Here is a 15,862-nt window from a genome sequence, read left to right on the forward strand (position 1 = left end):
TAATTATTTAACGAGCACATCGCCAGACATTTCAGGCGGAGTTTCTAGGCCTGCGAGATAAAGCATGGTTGGTGCTAGATCAGACAGTTTACCACCTTCTTTGAACTCAACCGCTTTGTCGCCAACGTAAATGAGCGGTACTGGTAGGCTAGTGTGCGCGGTATGCGTGCCGCCCGTTTCTGGATCCACCATCATTTCTGCGTTACCGTGATCGGCCGTGATCAGTAACTGTCCTCCTACGGCTTTGATAGCTTCAACGACTTTACCCACACTTTCGTCTAGCGCTTCAATGGCTTTCTCCGCCGCTTCATAAACGCCAGTGTGACCAACCATATCGGCGTTCGGGTAGTTACAGATGATAGTGTCAAACTTACCAGACTTGATAGCCGCAACCAGCTTTTCGGTAAGCTCAGAAGAGCTCATCTCTGGTTGTAGGTCGTACGTCGCGACTTTTGGTGACGCGACAAGCTGACGCTCTTCGCCTTCAAACTCGCTCTCAACACCACCATTAAAGAAGAAAGTCACGTGTGCGTATTTCTCTGTCTCAGAGATACGAAGCTGAGTTTTACCTTGTTTAGATAACCACTCACCGTATGTGTTTTCTAGTGACGCTGGAGGAAAGGCAACGGCGAGAGGGATATCAGCCGCGTATTGTGTCAGCATTACGAAGTTAATGGCTGGGAATGCTGCACGCTCAAAACCGTCAAAGTCAGGCACGAATGCACGCGTGATTTGACGTGCACGGTCAGCACGGTAGTTCATGAAAATAACCGCATCGCCATCTTGCATGGCTGCATCTTCTTCGCCTTCCGCCTTGATGACGGTGGCTTTCACAAATTCGTCGTTTTCTTCACGAGCGTAAGCGGCTTCTAGACCCGCCACTGCCGTTTCAGCGGTGAACTCGGCTTTCGCTTGAGTAAGCAGATCGTAAGCAACTTGAACGCGGTCCCAGTTATTGTCACGGTCCATTGCGTAGTAACGTCCCACCAATGAAGCAACGCGCCCTTTGCCTAATTTCGCAAACAGATCTTGGAAACGTTGTAGAGAAGCTTCTGCGCTGCGCGGCGGCGTATCACGGCCATCTAAGAAGCAGTGTAGATAGATCTTTTCAGCGCCACGTGCTGCTGCCATCTCAACGGCGGCGTAAATATGATCTTCATGAGAATGTACGCCACCAGGAGACATAAGCCCCATAATGTGAACGGCTTTCTCTGCTTTCACTGCGGCATCAACCGCTTCAACTAGCGCTGGGGTTTCTGCAAACTCACCGTCAGCGATAGACTTCGTAATACGAGTTAAATCTTGGTATACAACGCGACCTGCGCCAATGTTAGTGTGACCAACTTCAGAGTTACCCATTTGACCGTCAGGCAGGCCAACATCTAAACCTGAAGCAGAAATTAGTGTATGTGGGTTGTTCGCAATCAGTGCATCCAATACTGGTGTTTTCGCATTCGCAATTGCGTTACTTGCTGTGTCTTCACGGTAACCGTAACCGTCAAGGATAACTAGAGCCAGTGGCTTCTTAGCTGACATAGTGATGACCTCATCAAATTTAAGTAACTTTTGGCGTAGAGCTTCGCTGCCCTTCTAACCTTGAAACAAAACTAGCGTAATTTTACTACACTTTGTAGCCAAAACTGTAGGTTAAGATCAAATAATGTTCGCGATTTATTGTTGTTATCTTACAAGTTACCGGGCAACAAGTCAGCGCCGACAAACATGTCCCACAAGCATAGTCATTCTCAATACGCTTTGTACACTCATGGCTACGTTTGATTTCCTTGCTCTCTATTTGCTCCGTTATCACAGACAAAATGCACACGTGACTAGGAGCGTCAAACGTTAATAGTGAGTACATAAGACCCATTGTTGTCTTTACTTCAGCAAAAAAGAAGTCACTTACACCGATGGACTCAATAGACAAAAACAATCAACAATCGTGGCGCCAGCCAAAGGACAGCAACGATGTAGGGAATTTATAGAGATCTCAATTATTCGTTAGAAAATTTTAACCCTCTCGCCTAAAACGCTTAACCTCGCTATACTCCTGCTTTATTTTTCCGCCAACAGCGTAAGAGCTCAAGACATGCAAGAGTACATTGAATTTTTCCAACAGAACATGATCCTATCTTTGGTTTGGGTAGGTCTTCTTGTCGCATTTATCATGAACCTCATGAAGTCAGCGACAGCGGCATACAAAGAAATCAACGTAAACCAACTGACTCACCTAATGAACCGCGAAAACGGCGTAGTCGTAGATATCCGTACGAAAGACGAGTTCAAAAAAGGTCACATCACCGACTCACTTCACATTTTACCGTCCGAGATTAAAGCGGGTAACTTCGGTAGCCTTGAAAACCACAAATCAGACCCAATCATTGTGGTATGCAAGACGGGCCAAAATGCTCAAGAAAGCGCCAACCTACTGGCCAAGGCAGGATTTGAAAAAGTCAGCCTACTGAAAAATGGCTTGACGGCTTGGAATGAAGCCAATCTACCTCTAGTTCGTGGTAAAAAGTAAGGCTCGTATTCACCGTAACTTTGCCAAGCCTCATGGGTAATAAACTGAGCAAATAGAAAGCACTTGAAGCATTAAGTTGTGACGCTTTGCACGTAATACATGCTTCATCTAGTCAAGGTAGGTTTGCTCAGTTAGTCTCAGGACAAACCAGTTTTCTGAGTTTAGACGGTTCTAGACTCAACCAATGTTTATTAAGGATTAAAAAATGGCTGAAGCAGCACCACAAGAAGCACAACAAAACTTCGCAATTCAACGTATCTTTCTAAAAGACGTTTCTTTTGAAGCGCCTAACTCTCCAGTAATCTTCCAAAAAGAATGGAACCCAGACGTTAAACTAGACCTAGACACGCAAAGCCGCGAGCTTGGTGAAGGTGTTTACGAGGTCATTCTGCGTCTCACCGTTACGGTTAAGAACGAAGAAGAAACTGCGTTTCTATGTGAAGTTCAACAAGGTGGCATCTTCACTGCTGAGCAAATGGAAGCGGGTCAACTCGCGCATTGCCTAGGTGCATTCTGCCCGAACATCCTATTCCCATACGCTCGTGAAACTATCTCAAGCTTAGTGGTTAAAGGTACGTTCCCTCAACTGAACCTAGCGCCCGTTAACTTCGATGCGCTATTCATGAACTACTTGCAACAGCAAGCTCAGCAAGACGAAGTTGAAGCGTAATTCACGTTTTGTTAGTGGCGTAGCGCAGTAAGCATTCCCGCCACACATCCGAATAAAATGCACATAGCGTCCACAATCTGATGCAATGTGCATTTTTTATTTCTGGTTCCTCATCGTCATAGCGCGTAAAATTTGACGATGAAGAACTAGATTATACTAGTAGAAAGACTATTAGGCGGTAGCATGACACAAGCAAACACTCACAATGCTTACGGTAAAGACATCGCTATGACGGTGATTGGAGCTGGCTCGTACGGCACATCATTAGCGATCTCTCTCGCTCGTAACGGCGCAAACGTTGTTCTTTGGGGCCACGAGCCAGAGCACATGGCTCGTCTTGAAGCCGATCGAGCAAACCACGCGTTTTTACCCGACGTTGATTTCCCTAAAAGCTTGATTATTGAATCGGACTTAGAAAAAGCCGTTCAAGCCAGTCGGGATTTGTTAGTGGTGGTCCCAAGCCATGTTTTTGGCATCGTACTTAACAGCTGTAAGCCTTTCTTACGTGAAGACTCTCGTATCTGTTGGGCAACCAAAGGACTTGAACCAGAAACAGGTCGCCTTTTAAAAGACGTGGCATTCGATATCATCGGCGAAAACTACTCTCTGGCAGTATTGTCCGGCCCGACTTTCGCGAAAGAATTAGCGATGGGTATGCCAACCGCAATTTCGGTTGCGTCTCCTGATGCTAAATTTGTTGTCGACCTACAAGAGAAGATTCACTGCAGCAAAACCTTCCGTGTTTACGCCAATAGTGATTTCATCGGCATGCAGCTTGGTGGCGCAGTGAAAAACGTGATTGCCATTGGTGCCGGAATGTCTGACGGCATCGGTTTTGGCGCCAACGCGCGTACCGCGTTAATCACCCGTGGCTTGGCAGAAATGAGCCGTCTCGGTGCCGCACTCGGTGCAAAACCAGAAACCTTTATGGGCATGGCTGGTTTGGGCGACCTTGTTTTGACGTGTACCGACAACCAATCTCGTAACCGCCGCTTTGGTTTAGCGCTAGGCCAAGGTAAAGATGTCGACATCGCTCAAGAAGAAATTGGTCAAGTGGTTGAAGGTTATCGCAACACCAAAGAAGTGTGGATGCTGTCTCAACGCATGGGGGTTGAGATGCCAATTGTTGATCAAATATATCAAGTATTGTATCAAGGGAAGGACGCACGCCTGGCAGCGCAAGATTTACTGGCTCGTGACAAAAAAGCCGAAGGGAAGTAACCCCTTCGCACCTCACCTGAAAGAAGAGAAGTTGTCGGGTCACGGAAGAACCACTCAGGACATTGAGAATGAAACACTGCGAAAAACAAAAAGTCTGGAACAAAATTGTCTCAGAAGCCCGTGAAATGTCAGAGCAAGAGCCCATGTTGGCCAGCTTTTATCATGCCACCATCATCAAGCATGACAGTTTATGTGCGGCGCTGAGTTACATTTTGGCCAACAAGTTAAATACGGCATCAATGCCCGCGATGGCAGTACGAGAAGTGGTAGAAGAAGCATTTGCTGCCGACCCGACCATTACCGATTTTGCGGCGTGTGACATTTGTGCAACCGTTAATCGTGACCCAGCGGTGTCTATGTACTCAATGCCATTGTTGTACTTAAAAGGCTATCATGCGCTTCAAGGCTATCGCGTCGCAAACTCGTTGTGGAAGCAAGGCCGCCATGCGCTGGCGACCTATCTGCAAAACCAAATTTCGGTCGCATGTCAGGTCGATATTCATCCTGCTGCTCGTATCGGTAGTGGCATCATGTTAGACCACGCAACGGGCATCGTTATCGGTGAGACTGCCGTTGTATACAATGACGTATCGATTCTGCAAGATGTGACTTTAGGTGGTACGGGTAAAGAATCTGGCGATCGTCACCCGAAAATTCGTGAAGGCGTGATGATCGGTGCGGGAGCCAAGATCTTGGGTAATATCACCGTAGGCGAAGGAGCAAAAATAGGCTCTTGCTCTGTGGTATTGCAAGCCGTGCCACCGCACACTACTGTAGCAGGCGTACCTGCAAAAATCGTCGGTCGTCCAAAAACGGACAAACCTTCTCTCGATATGGACCAAGGCTTTAATGGCACACAAAGCTTTATCCATGGAGATGGTATTTAATCATCACCTAGGGTCGATTGACCTTATGCTTTGAAATAATGTGGTAGGTCTCTCAAGTGCGAACAAAAAATCATCCAGTGCTACGCTCGGCTATTTTATTAACTTGTGCTTTATCTGCCACTTATCCCCTGCTCTCTTCTGCCGCTAGTCAGCAAGAGCTCAAAGGCGTATCCAGTGAGATAAGCCGCCAACGCCAAGCGCTCACTTCTCAAGAAAAACAACTTAACGATCTGCAAAAGTCCTTGAAAGACCAAGAGCTCGGTATTGCTAAGCTGGAACGAGAAATAAGGCAGACCAAAGCGGAGCTCGCCCAAGCCGATCAAAACATCAGCCGACTCGAAGAAAAAATTGCGCGACAAGAGACTCAACGCCAAGCACAGGAAGAAGAACTTAAACAACTGCTGCAAACGTACTATGTCACAGATCGTGCCAAAGCCAATGGTCACCTATTGAATCAAGGTGTGGAGGAAGACCGTATTAGCCAATACTTCCAACACTTAGCCAAAGCACGCGCAAAAGTGATTGATGCGATCACTACAACCACTCAAGATCTGGCGCACAACAAAAACCAGCTTGAGCTAGAAAAAGAGCAGATAGAAAGCTTACTCAAGCAGCAGTCACGCAAACGTACGGCGTTGGCAAGCACCCAATCGAAACGTAAACAAACACTGAATAAAATTCAAAGCCGCATCACAAACGACCAGCGTTACCTAGCAGAACTGCAACGCAACGAAACCCGCTTAAAAGCAGAAATCGCCAAAGCGGCGAAACGCAATGCCGTCCCCATGGATGGCTTGGGTAAACAACGTGGCAAGCTGCCATGGCCAGTGAACGGTAGAGTCCTGCATAATTTCGGCACTCGCCAAACCGGACAAGTGAACTGGAAAGGCATGGTGCTTTCTGCTAATTATGGTCAACAAGTCAAAGCCGTCTATCCGGGCACAGTGGTGTTTGCGGAGTATCTGCGAGGTTACGGTTTGGTGGTACTGCTCGATCACGGCCAAGGTGATATGACACTTTACGGCTACAATCAAGCTTTGACCAAAAAAGAAGGCGACAGAGTCACCGCAGGTGAAGTGATCGCCTTAGCAGGTGACACTGGTGGTCAAGACCGCGCATCACTCTACTTCGAAATTCGTCGTAATAGTAAAGCGCAGAACCCTAAGTCCTGGTTGAAGCGTCTATAAATACTAAATAAAACAGGAGCCGCTCGGCTCCTTTTTTATATTCAATTGTCGTGGCGGCGTGACGAGTAGTACGTTTCTACTGCATCAATAAACGCGTTCACATCGCCTTTGTTTAATGCGTTGATACCGGCCGCCGCCTCTCGACCGCCTCCCGTCGGGAACTGACCACACACCGCCATAGCACCTTGTTTGTTGTGTAACGGCGCGCGCAGAGATACCGTGTACGTGCTATCGGCATTTTGCGTTAATACGGCGTGAGCGACCTCTGGGGTCTGGTTGGCCAACCAGTTACCATACACTCCGCTGATTCGGCGTGAGGCTGCACAATTCGACAGTTCAAACAGCTTCAACTTATCGCTTTCATACGTCGCTCGTACTGCTTGCGCTGCATCCATATCTTGTTGATAAGCCGCTCGCAGTTGATAGTAAGGCGACCCTGTATCAGCAATTACATCAAATGGCGACGGGTATTGGAGTAAAGCTTGATACAAATCCGCAGGGTGAAAATGTAAATCCTCGACTTTCGATCCGTAGCCGTTGTAGTTGATCAGCGTGCCGAGCTCTTTAAGTTGCGCTTTCTGCTCCGATGACAAACCCGCTTGATCTGTCAACTCATCGGCCTTAGCTATCAGGTTATCGCCATAAGCCGCCGTAATCGCCCATGTGTGAAAACGTCCATTTAGCAATTGATCGACAATTAAAGCGGTACACATATTGGCATCGAGATCGATGTGTGACTCCAAATTGCCATGCAGAGGAATATTGCCCGCTTTATGGTGATCGACGTAAAACACGTGCGCGCCTTGAGCCAATGCTTGCTCTAGACCTGCCATGTTCTTTTCCATCGAGATATCTAACACTGTCAGCTCATCTCCCGCTTGCGCAGCCACTTTTTCCACCAGCTTACTATCACGTTTGACACCTGTGATTAACTGGGCGTCGATTGGCTCGATCAAACGCAATTGCAGCAAAGCGATGATGCCATCGGCATCACCATTAAAAATGTCGTAATTCATGAAGCGATAGTTCCTTTATCCTGAATCGAACCCCAACAAAAAACTGGGGACGGGATACATGCTGGCAAGTGCGATAAGTCAACTTAAGTTATGACCGAAGATGAACACAACTCTCGAAATATCGCGACAATTTGAAGTTTAACTATGCAGATTGCTGACCGCATCTTCTAACAATAGCAGCTGCTCTAAACCTTGCTCAGTCGCGACAGGCTTCACGACGTTAAGCATCTGCAACATCCCTTGCTTGACCATCTGCTCGGTAATACGAGTTTTCGATGCCATCGCTGATTGATACGCCAACCAGCTACAAGCAATCAAATGCAGCGTGCACACCAGTGACTTTAATTGTTGTTGATCAACATCAAGCAGTTTCAGCGACACAAATTCCTGCATGATCGCAATAAGGTTCGCTTGTAGCTTTTCTTGCACATCAATGTACTGCTCATGCAGTTGCTCATCACGTGATAAAATTTCTGGCAGATTGGCGTAGAAAAAACGGTATTTCCACATCAATGTGAAGATGGAGTCTAGGTAGCTCTTCAGCATCGTCAGGCTTTCTTGCGAGCCTTGGATAGGGGCAAACCTTTCTAACAGTTCTGCTGAATACAGCGCAAAGATCTCACGCACGATTTCTTGCTTATTACGGAAGTGGTAATAGAGATTACCCGGGCTGATTTCGATGTGCTCGGCAATGTGGTTAGTGGTGATGTTACGTTCACCATGTTGGTTAAACAACTCCAGTGCCGCGTAGACGATTTTATCGCGCGTTTTCATTGTTATCGTATTCCCTCTTCATTAACGAATCGAGTATAGCGACTTCACCAACCTAGGTCGATAGAGGCTCCAAATACGGTAACATAACAGACCAGTTAGCCTACCTATTAAGTGAGCGACAAGGTCTAACTCACAGGCTTGCTTTCCGAGGTATGCCCTTGCCACCATTGAATGGCGACACTCACCCGCAAAATGCCGATCGCCCACGCCATACTCAAAAAACAACCTAAAAGCGCTAAACTGCGATGACTAAGCAGAGCGAAGAATACAAACATGCCGCCGCCAAGTTCACCGTGTGTTCTTATGCGATTGGAAATGGAAAAGCGGTCACTTGATCAATATGGTCACAGCCAAGAGCGAGCATGATCAGGCGATCGATCCCTAGCGCCACTCCGGCACAATTTGGCAACCCTGCCTTTAGTGCAGCAATCAGGTGATAATCGATCGGCTGCGGTTTTAACCCCATCCCCACTCGCTTCGCGTTGTCTTGTTCAAAGCGCGCCAATTGTTCGTTCGGGTTGTCCAGTTCATGAAAACCGTTCGCCAGCTCAATGCCTTTAAAGTACACCTCAAAGCGATCCGCTACACGGTGATCGTGAAGATTGATTTTCGCCAGCGCGGCCTGCGATGCTGGGAAGTCGTACACAAAAGCCGGCGCATCCTGACCAATTTTTTTTTCCACTCCTACGCTAAACAGCAATTGCAGTAAGGTATCGCGGTCTTTTTCTTGCTCTGCGATGTCACTCAATCCTAGTTTCCCCGCTGCCGTTTTGAGCTCTGTCATGGTGCCGTCAAGTGGGCACACTCCCAATACATCCATAAACGCTTGTTGGTAAGTCAGTCGCTCGGCGGCGGCGCATTTCAACACCAGTTGCAGCAGATCATCCATTTCATCCATGAGCTTATGGTGATCAAAATCAACACGGTACCACTCCAGCATGGTGAATTCTGGATTATGATAGCGACCGTTTTCTTCATTACGAAACGCTTTGTTGATCTGATAAATGCAGCCACTGCCCGCTGCCAATAAGCGCTTCATATGGAACTCTGGGCTGGTCATGAAAAACAGTTTACTGCCATCGGCATAACCTGGGCCAACAAACTCGGTTTGAAAAGTATGCAGATGAATATCGGTGACGGTCGCGTGACTCATCGCAGGTGTGTCAACTTCCATCACCTGTCGTTCGGCAAAGAATTGGCGAATAGCCTCGATTAACCTCGCACGTTGACGCAGTTGTTCAATGGAAGCCGTTGGTCGCCAGTTAGGTTGCATAACAAGTCTCTCAAACTCTAATTTAGTAAAGAAAACCTTATTCTACATGCTTTTTCCTACTGAGGAGCAAGGAACCTCCTCTCTGTTGACTCGCTTCGCTTACTTTTGAAACAAGCATTACTCGTGCTGCAGTACAAAAATCTCTCAATCACAATGGGGATATCAATGCAATTAATATCAGCAACACACGCTTAACATTCGTTGCAATAAACGCTTAACCGTCAAGAACCTCGTGCCGTGATAGCAATCACATAACCTATAAATTCTATGCTCTTAAGTGCATTACCGGAGCAAAAACCCAAATACATCAATTTTTTTGCTATGTCGCTCCTCTACACTGGCCCTAATACTTTTGGGGAGTTCGCTTTATTGAGCACCTCGTAATGACAATAACAAGCGGTTTTCCGCAATCACACACTGGAGGATAACTGTGCAAATTATCACCACAGATATCGCAGTCATCGGCGCAGGCGGCGCTGGTCTTCGTACTGCTATTGCGGCGGCTGAAGCAAACCCTGACTTAGAAGTCGCGTTGATTTCTAAAGTCTATCCTATGCGTTCCCATACGGTCGCAGCAGAAGGGGGCTCAGCAGCAGTTATCAAGGATGAAGATAGCTTAGACAACCACTTCAACGATACCGTTGGCGGTGGCGATTGGCTATGTGAACAGGACGTAGTTGAATACTTTGTAGAGAACGCGACTCGCGAAATGGTCCAAATGGAGCAATGGGGTTGCCCATGGAGTCGTAAAGAGAACGGTGAAGTCAACGTACGCCGCTTTGGTGGTATGAAGGTTGAACGAACTTGGTTCGCTGCGGATAAAACTGGCTTCCACATGCTTCACACCTTATTCCAGACATCCATGAAGTACAGCAACATCAACCGCTTTGATGAGTATTTTGTGTTGGATCTGATTGTTGATGAAGGCGAAGTACAAGGCCTGATTGCGATTCACATGTCTGAAGGCGAACTTGTGACCATTAAAGCGAAATCGGTTGTACTTGCAACAGGTGGCGCGGGTCGTGTTTACCACTGTAACACCAACGGCGGTATCGTCACGGGTGATGGGATGGCAATGGCTTACCGTCATGGTGTTCCTCTGCGTGATATGGAATTCGTTCAGTACCACCCAACGGGTCTTCCAGGTACGGGCATTCTAATGACCGAAGGCTGTCGTGGTGAAGGCGGTATTATTGTCAACAAAGACGGTTACCGCTACTTACAAGATTACGGTATGGGCCCTGAGACACCAGTCGGTCAACCGAAAAACAAATACATGGAACTGGGTCCTCGTGACAAAGTTTCTCAAGCTTTCTGGCACGAGCAACAAAAAGGCAACACCATCAAGCACCCGCTCGGTGATGTGGTACATCTAGACCTTCGCCACCTAGGCGAAGAGTATCTGCAAGAGCGCTTACCGTTTATCTGTGAACTCGCGAAAGCTTACGTGAACGTTGACCCTGCGAAAGAGCCAATCCCAATCCGTCCAACCGTTCACTACACCATGGGTGGTATTGAAACCAACGGCGGCTGTGAAACTCGCATTAAAGGTCTGTTCGCCGTCGGTGAATGTGCTTCGGTTGGCCTGCACGGTGCTAACCGTCTCGGCTCTAACTCTTTAGCTGAGTTCGTGGTCTTTGGCCGTGTAGCCGGTGAAAACGCGGTGAAACGCGCGGCAGAATTCAAAGGCTGGAACGAGTCGGCAATTGATGCTCAAGTTAAAGCCGTTGAAGAACGCATCGCCACACTGATGAACCAAGAAGGTGACGAGAACTGGGCAAATATCCGTACCGAAATGGGTCATACCATGGAAGCGGGTTGTGGTATCTATCGACAAGAAGATTTGATGCAAGAAACCATCGACAAGATCACCGAGCTAAAAGAGCGTTACAAGCGCATCAGTATCAAAGACAAAGGCAAAGTGTTCAACACCGACCTTCTTTACGCGATCGAAGTCGGCTACGGCCTAGAAGTCGCAGAAGCAATGGTTCACTCTGCGATTCTGCGCAAGGAATCTCGTGGTGCGCACCAACGCCTAGACGAAGGCTTTACCGAACGTGACGACATCAACTACCTAAAACACTCGCTTGCTTTCTACCAACCTGATTCTTCACCAAGCATCGACTACAGCAACGTGACCATCACTAAGTCACAACCAAAAGCTCGTCTATACGGTGAGGCAGCAGATAAGGCTGCAGCGGCGGAAGAGAAGAACGCAGAGGAGCAAGTATAATGTCAGCAAATCGCATTCAAAAAGTAGACATTCTGCGTTACGACCCAGAAAAAGACGCAGAACCATATACTCAAACGTTCGAAGTACCATTTGATGAAACCATGTCGGTACTCGATGCGCTAGGCTACATCAAAGATCACCTCGATAAAGATCTGTCTTACCGCTGGTCTTGTCGTATGGCGATCTGTGGTTCTTGCGGCATCATGGTAAACAACGTCCCTAAACTTGCGTGTAAGAGCTTCCTCCGTGATTACCCCAATGGCGTGACTATCGAGCCATTAGCAAACTTCCCAATCGAGAAAGACTTGATCGTGGATATGACGCCATTCATTGAGCGCCTTGAAGCCATCAAACCCTACATCATTGGTAACGACCGCAAACCGGAAGACGGCACCAACTTACAAACGCCAGAACAAATGGCGAAGTACAAACAATTTGCCGCCTGCATCAACTGTGGTCTGTGCTACGCAGCCTGTCCTCAGTTTGGTTTGAACCCTGAGTTCATTGGCCCTGCGGCACTCACACTGGCGCACCGTTACAACCTAGACAGCCGTGATAACGGTAAAGACGAACGTATGACGCTGATTAACGGTGAAAATGGCGCTTGGGGTTGTACTTTTGTTGGTTACTGCTCTGAAGTTTGTCCGAAGAGCGTAGATCCAGCAGCCGCAGTAAACCAAGGCAAAGTGGAGTCTTCCATGGACTTCGTTATTGCGATGTTGAAACCTGATGGTTCGCCAAAGAAAGTGGAGGCATAGGATGAGCAACCGTAAACCTTACGTTCGTGAAGTAAAACGCACTTGGTGGAAGAACCATCCTTTCTACCGCTTCTATATGCTACGTGAAGCCACGGTGCTTCCGCTGATCTTATTCACGTTGTTCCTAACCTTTGGCTTAGGCTGCTTAGTCAAAGGTCCTGAAGCCTGGCAAGGTTGGTTAGCGTTTATGGCCAACCCTATCGTTGTGGCGATCAACATCGTTGCATTATTAGGGAGCCTATTTCACGCACAAACCTTCTTCAGCATGATGCCTCAAGTAATGCCTATTCGTTTAAAAGGCAAACTGGTGGATAAGAAGATCATCGTATTAACTCAGTGGGCCGCGGTGGCGTTCATCTCACTGATTGTTCTCATCGTGGTGTAAGGAGCGTTCGCAATGAAACCAAATTATAGTGTAAATAAAACACCAAAGCGTTCTGATGAACCCATCTGGTGGGGACTGTTCGGCGCTGGCGGTACGTGGTTTGCGATGATCACCCCAATCACGGTACTGGTGTTGGGCATCTTAGCACCATTAGGGGTGATTGATGCCGAAGCGCTAAGTTATGAGCGTGTCTCTGAATTCGCAACCAGCATCATCGGAGCATTGTTCATCATCGGTACGTTAGCCCTGCCAATGTGGCACGCCATGCACCGTTTTCACCACGGCATGCATGACCTTAAATTCCACACTGGCGTGGTGGGTAAAATCGCATGCTACGCGTTTTCAGGCCTGATTACTGCACTGGCGATTATTTTTATTTTCATGATTTAAGATACTGACGAAAAAGAAAAGCTGGCTATATGCCAGCTTTTTTATTGCTTTAGGTCAGCGAAGAACTTTTGGGCTTTTTAAGCTTTTAGTCATCCATGATCTATTTACTCTCTAAGCTATTTATCATTCTGCTTATGCCGCCTACATCACCAATGTGAAACGGATTATCTCACTGAGTCACCTTATCCTCAGGCAATAAAAAAGGTCGCTAACGCGACCTTTTCTTTTAATAAGTTTGAGGTGAATTACTTAACACGACCAACGTATTCGGCAGTACGAGTATCAACTCGAATCACTTCACCGATTGAGATGAACAGAGGAACACGAACAACTGCGCCAGTTGATAGTGTCGCTGGTTTACCACCCGTACCTTGTGTGTCACCTTTTAGGCCAGGGTCAGTCTCAACCACTTCTAACTCGACAAAATTTGGCGGTGTCACCGTAATTGGGTTACCGTTCCAAAGTGTTATCATACAAGTGTTGTTTTCTACCAGCCACTTGGCGTTTTCACCTACCGCTTTCGCATCAGCTGCGATCTGTTCAAAGGTTTCGTTGTTCATAAAGTGGTAGAATTCGCCGTCTGAATATAGATAATCTAGATCGATATCCATTACGTCTGCCACTTCACAAGTGTCACCAGATTTAAATGTTTTCTCTAGCACTTTACCAGAAAGAAGTTTACGAATTTTAACACGGTTGAACGCTTGGCCTTTACCTGGTTTAACGTATTCGTTTTCCAGAATGACACAAGGCTCATTATCAAACATTAACTTAAGACCGCCTTTAAATTCATTGGTGCTAACTGTAGCCATTTTTTCCTCTTACATTCTTAGAGCTAAATTCAATGCCGCACATAATAACCCGAAAAGTCGATTCTGTTGAGCAAAACTGGCTCAAACAATTGGCGAATGGGATCTCTGATCCCGCAACATTGCTCGAAATATTGGAAATTGATCCTTCACCGTGGCAAGACGGGTTTGCCGCGCGCAAGCTGTTTGCACAGCGCGTACCGCAAAGTTTTGTCGATAGGATGGAAAAAGGCAATCCTAAAGACCCTCTTTTACGTCAGGTTTTACCGTTAAGTGACGAATTCGAGGTTCATTCAGGCTATTCCAACGATCCGCTCGATGAGCAGGACAACAACGTTCCCGGTTTGCTGCACAAGTATCGTAACCGTGCGCTCATGATTGTCAAAGGTGGCTGTGCCGTCAATTGTCGTTATTGTTTTCGGCGCCATTTCCCGTATCAAGAAAATAAAAGCGGTAAACAGGCGTGGAGCAAATGCCTAGAATATATGGCTCAACAACCGGAACTAAACGAAGTCATTTTCTCTGGTGGTGATCCGCTAATGGCAAAAGATGATGAAATTCATTGGCTGTTAGAGCACATCGCTCAAATACCCCATATTAAACGTCTGCGTATTCACAGTCGTTTACCAGTGGTGATTCCTGCTCGCATCACCGACGAACTGTGCCAACTGTTGCAAGCATCGAGGTTACAAATCATCCTCGTCACCCACATCAACCACGCCAACGAAATCAATGACGAATTCGCTGAGCAGATGTTCAAGCTCAAACGAGCAGGCATCACATTGCTCAATCAAGGTGTACTGCTAAAAGGCGTGAATGACTCCATTGATACCCAAGTAGCACTCAGCGAAGCTCTGTTTGATGCGGGGATTCTGCCTTATTACCTTCACGTTCTTGATAAAGTGCAAGGCGCGGCGCACTACTTTATTTCGGACCAAGAAGCGAAAACGATTATGCGTGGACTCATCACACGTGTATCGGGTTATCTGGTACCAAAACTGACACGAGAAATTGGTGGCAGGCCAAGTAAAACGCCATTGGATTTGCATTTAGAATAGGTCCTGACGCTCAATTAAATTTGTCGTCACGACCGTTCCTTTTTGTTCGCTTTGCACGGTAAGTCTATGCATACTCCGCTCTTTTGGAGGTCAAGATGCATACAGCACTCGAACAAATTTTCGATCTTGGCCCATTCAGCTGGCCTGCCCTACTATGCTGCGCCATTAATGGGCTAATGATCGGTATCGAACGCCAAACTCGTGGTAAAGCTGTGGGGATCCGCACGGCAATTCTTATTATTTCAGGCACTTACCTGTTTATGTCGATGGCAGTATCGTTATCGCCAAATACACTCGATCAAGCACGCGTGCTTGGTCAGATTATTACTGGCGTCGGCTTCTTGGGCGCAGGCGTGATGATGACACTCGATGGAAAAATCCACGGCGTAACATCCGCAGCGGTTATTTGGGTACTGGCAGGATTAGGGTTGATGATCGGTTTGGGTTATTTAACGCAGTCGGTGGTCATTACCCTACTGGCTTTAACGGTGTTACTGGGCGTGGATAAAGCAGAAAACCACATCAAAGCATTGCGCCGTGGGGTTCACCAAAGAATTCAACAACGCAAAACCTCATCCCGCTTAATTAAATAGTTAACGCGCCGATAAACTCGCTTCACCCCATCAGTAATTAAAAAGCCCTCGACGAATATCGAGGGCTTTCGATATCTAAAGATT

General features: G+C 47.2%; 17 protein-coding genes. 11 read left to right on the plus strand and 6 right to left on the minus strand.

Annotated features, from left to right (window positions below):
- Positions 1 to 3 precede the first annotated feature (3 nt).
- Positions 4 to 1,536: a 2,3-bisphosphoglycerate-independent phosphoglycerate mutase gene (gpmM, locus tag AC3D28_RS10220; protein WP_098414583.1), complete on the minus strand. Its 1,533-nt coding sequence runs from the start codon at positions 1,534 to 1,536 to the stop codon at positions 4 to 6.
- Positions 1,537 to 2,089: 553 nt separating this feature from the next.
- On the opposite strand from gpmM, the gene AC3D28_RS10225 reads away from it, so the two are divergent.
- The 5 genes from AC3D28_RS10225 to AC3D28_RS10245 all read left to right on the plus strand — a co-directional run bounded on the left by AC3D28_RS10225 (position 2,090) and on the right by AC3D28_RS10245 (position 6,489).
- Positions 2,090 to 2,524, plus strand: a complete 435-nt coding sequence (locus tag AC3D28_RS10225; RefSeq protein WP_488534686.1) for a rhodanese-like domain-containing protein — start codon at positions 2,090 to 2,092, stop codon at positions 2,522 to 2,524.
- 205 nt (positions 2,525 to 2,729) lie between these two features.
- Positions 2,730 to 3,194, plus strand: coding sequence for a protein-export chaperone SecB (gene secB, locus AC3D28_RS10230; protein WP_098414581.1), 465 nt, complete (start codon positions 2,730 to 2,732; stop codon positions 3,192 to 3,194).
- A gap of 183 nt (positions 3,195 to 3,377) precedes the next feature.
- Positions 3,378 to 4,415: an NAD(P)H-dependent glycerol-3-phosphate dehydrogenase gene (gene gpsA, locus AC3D28_RS10235; protein WP_098414580.1), complete on the plus strand. Its 1,038-nt coding sequence runs from the start codon at positions 3,378 to 3,380 to the stop codon at positions 4,413 to 4,415.
- Positions 4,416 to 4,483: 68 nt separating this feature from the next.
- Positions 4,484 to 5,302: a serine O-acetyltransferase gene (cysE, locus tag AC3D28_RS10240; protein ID WP_098414579.1), complete on the plus strand. Its 819-nt coding sequence runs from the start codon at positions 4,484 to 4,486 to the stop codon at positions 5,300 to 5,302.
- A gap of 56 nt (positions 5,303 to 5,358) precedes the next feature.
- The gene (locus AC3D28_RS10245) at positions 5,359 to 6,489 is read left to right on the plus strand and encodes a murein hydrolase activator EnvC family protein (RefSeq protein ID WP_488534687.1); all 1,131 of its coding nucleotides are present in this window, start codon (positions 5,359 to 5,361) and stop codon (positions 6,487 to 6,489) included.
- A 41-nt stretch (positions 6,490 to 6,530) separates the two neighbouring features.
- On the opposite strand, the gene AC3D28_RS10250 is transcribed toward AC3D28_RS10245, so the two are convergent.
- From AC3D28_RS10250 to epmA, 4 genes are all read right to left on the minus strand, one after another.
- Complete coding sequence (locus AC3D28_RS10250) at positions 6,531 to 7,505, minus strand: DHH family phosphoesterase (RefSeq protein WP_488534688.1); 975 nt, start codon at positions 7,503 to 7,505, stop codon at positions 6,531 to 6,533.
- Between the two features lie 138 nt (positions 7,506 to 7,643).
- The gene (locus AC3D28_RS10255; protein ID WP_098414577.1) at positions 7,644 to 8,279 is read right to left on the minus strand and encodes a TetR/AcrR family transcriptional regulator; all 636 of its coding nucleotides are present in this window, start codon (positions 8,277 to 8,279) and stop codon (positions 7,644 to 7,646) included.
- Between the two features lie 125 nt (positions 8,280 to 8,404).
- A complete protein-coding gene (locus tag AC3D28_RS10260) occupies positions 8,405 to 8,554 on the minus strand; it encodes a hypothetical protein (protein ID WP_179885616.1) in 150 nt (49 codons plus the stop codon).
- A 26-nt stretch (positions 8,555 to 8,580) separates the two neighbouring features.
- Complete coding sequence (gene epmA, locus AC3D28_RS10265; protein WP_488534689.1) at positions 8,581 to 9,552, minus strand: elongation factor P--(R)-beta-lysine ligase; 972 nt, start codon at positions 9,550 to 9,552, stop codon at positions 8,581 to 8,583.
- Between the two features lie 430 nt (positions 9,553 to 9,982).
- Between epmA and frdA the strand changes: the two genes are divergently transcribed.
- From frdA to frdD, 4 genes are read left to right on the plus strand one after another with little or no spacing between them, the layout of a single operon-like run.
- On the plus strand, positions 9,983 to 11,785 hold the full coding sequence (gene frdA, locus AC3D28_RS10270; RefSeq protein ID WP_098414575.1) for a fumarate reductase (quinol) flavoprotein subunit: 1,803 nt from the start codon (positions 9,983 to 9,985) through the stop codon (positions 11,783 to 11,785).
- Positions 11,785 to 12,543, plus strand: coding sequence for a succinate dehydrogenase/fumarate reductase iron-sulfur subunit (locus AC3D28_RS10275; protein WP_098414574.1), 759 nt, complete (start codon positions 11,785 to 11,787; stop codon positions 12,541 to 12,543). The genes frdA and AC3D28_RS10275 overlap by 1 nt, the downstream gene beginning before the upstream one ends.
- 1 nt (position 12,544) lies before the next feature.
- Entirely contained in the window at positions 12,545 to 12,928 is a 384-nt protein-coding gene (gene frdC / locus AC3D28_RS10280) for a fumarate reductase subunit FrdC (protein WP_098414573.1), read from the plus strand.
- Between the two features lie 12 nt (positions 12,929 to 12,940).
- Positions 12,941 to 13,318 carry a fumarate reductase subunit FrdD gene (frdD, locus tag AC3D28_RS10285; protein WP_098414572.1) on the plus strand — a complete coding sequence of 126 codons (378 nt, stop codon included), beginning with the start codon at positions 12,941 to 12,943 and terminating at the stop codon, positions 13,316 to 13,318.
- A 245-nt stretch (positions 13,319 to 13,563) separates the two neighbouring features.
- Here the strand turns inward: frdD and efp are convergent, their stop codons facing one another.
- Positions 13,564 to 14,130, minus strand: a complete 567-nt coding sequence (gene efp, locus AC3D28_RS10290) for an elongation factor P (RefSeq protein WP_098414571.1) — start codon at positions 14,128 to 14,130, stop codon at positions 13,564 to 13,566.
- A gap of 32 nt (positions 14,131 to 14,162) precedes the next feature.
- On the opposite strand from efp, the gene epmB reads away from it, so the two are divergent.
- Together epmB and AC3D28_RS10300 are read left to right on the plus strand one after the other, a co-directional pair.
- Positions 14,163 to 15,185 (plus strand): EF-P beta-lysylation protein EpmB, encoded by a 1,023-nt coding sequence (gene epmB, locus AC3D28_RS10295; protein WP_488534690.1) that lies wholly within the window; start codon positions 14,163 to 14,165, stop codon positions 15,183 to 15,185.
- Between the two features lie 95 nt (positions 15,186 to 15,280).
- Entirely contained in the window at positions 15,281 to 15,778 is a 498-nt protein-coding gene (locus tag AC3D28_RS10300) for an MgtC/SapB family protein (protein ID WP_488534691.1), read from the plus strand.
- Positions 15,779 to 15,862 lie beyond the last annotated feature (84 nt).

This window comes from Vibrio sp. TAP-3B, assembly GCF_057784735.1.

Bases quoted from the DNA above. Each gene is read 5' to 3' on its own strand.
- gpmM (WP_098414583.1), bottom strand. From the start codon at position 1,536: ATGTCAGCTAAGAAGCCACTGGCTCTAGTTATCCTTGACGGTTACGGT.
- AC3D28_RS10225 (WP_488534686.1), top strand. From the start codon at position 2,090: ATGCAAGAGTACATTGAATTTTTCCAACAGAACATGATCCTATCTTTG.
- secB (WP_098414581.1), top strand. From the start codon at position 2,730: ATGGCTGAAGCAGCACCACAAGAAGCACAACAAAACTTCGCAATTCAA.
- gpsA (WP_098414580.1), top strand. From the start codon at position 3,378: ATGACACAAGCAAACACTCACAATGCTTACGGTAAAGACATCGCTATG.
- cysE (WP_098414579.1), top strand. From the start codon at position 4,484: ATGAAACACTGCGAAAAACAAAAAGTCTGGAACAAAATTGTCTCAGAA.
- AC3D28_RS10250 (WP_488534688.1), bottom strand. From the start codon at position 7,505: ATGAATTACGACATTTTTAATGGTGATGCCGATGGCATCATCGCTTTG.
- AC3D28_RS10255 (WP_098414577.1), bottom strand. From the start codon at position 8,279: ATGAAAACGCGCGATAAAATCGTCTACGCGGCACTGGAGTTGTTTAAC.
- AC3D28_RS10260 (WP_179885616.1), bottom strand. From the start codon at position 8,554: ATGTTTGTATTCTTCGCTCTGCTTAGTCATCGCAGTTTAGCGCTTTTA.
- epmA (WP_488534689.1), bottom strand. From the start codon at position 9,552: ATGCAACCTAACTGGCGACCAACGGCTTCCATTGAACAACTGCGTCAA.
- AC3D28_RS10275 (WP_098414574.1), top strand. From the start codon at position 11,785: ATGTCAGCAAATCGCATTCAAAAAGTAGACATTCTGCGTTACGACCCA.
- frdC (WP_098414573.1), top strand. From the start codon at position 12,545: ATGAGCAACCGTAAACCTTACGTTCGTGAAGTAAAACGCACTTGGTGG.
- frdD (WP_098414572.1), top strand. From the start codon at position 12,941: ATGAAACCAAATTATAGTGTAAATAAAACACCAAAGCGTTCTGATGAA.
- efp (WP_098414571.1), bottom strand. From the start codon at position 14,130: ATGGCTACAGTTAGCACCAATGAATTTAAAGGCGGTCTTAAGTTAATG.
- epmB (WP_488534690.1), top strand. From the start codon at position 14,163: ATGCCGCACATAATAACCCGAAAAGTCGATTCTGTTGAGCAAAACTGG.
- AC3D28_RS10300 (WP_488534691.1), top strand. From the start codon at position 15,281: ATGCATACAGCACTCGAACAAATTTTCGATCTTGGCCCATTCAGCTGG.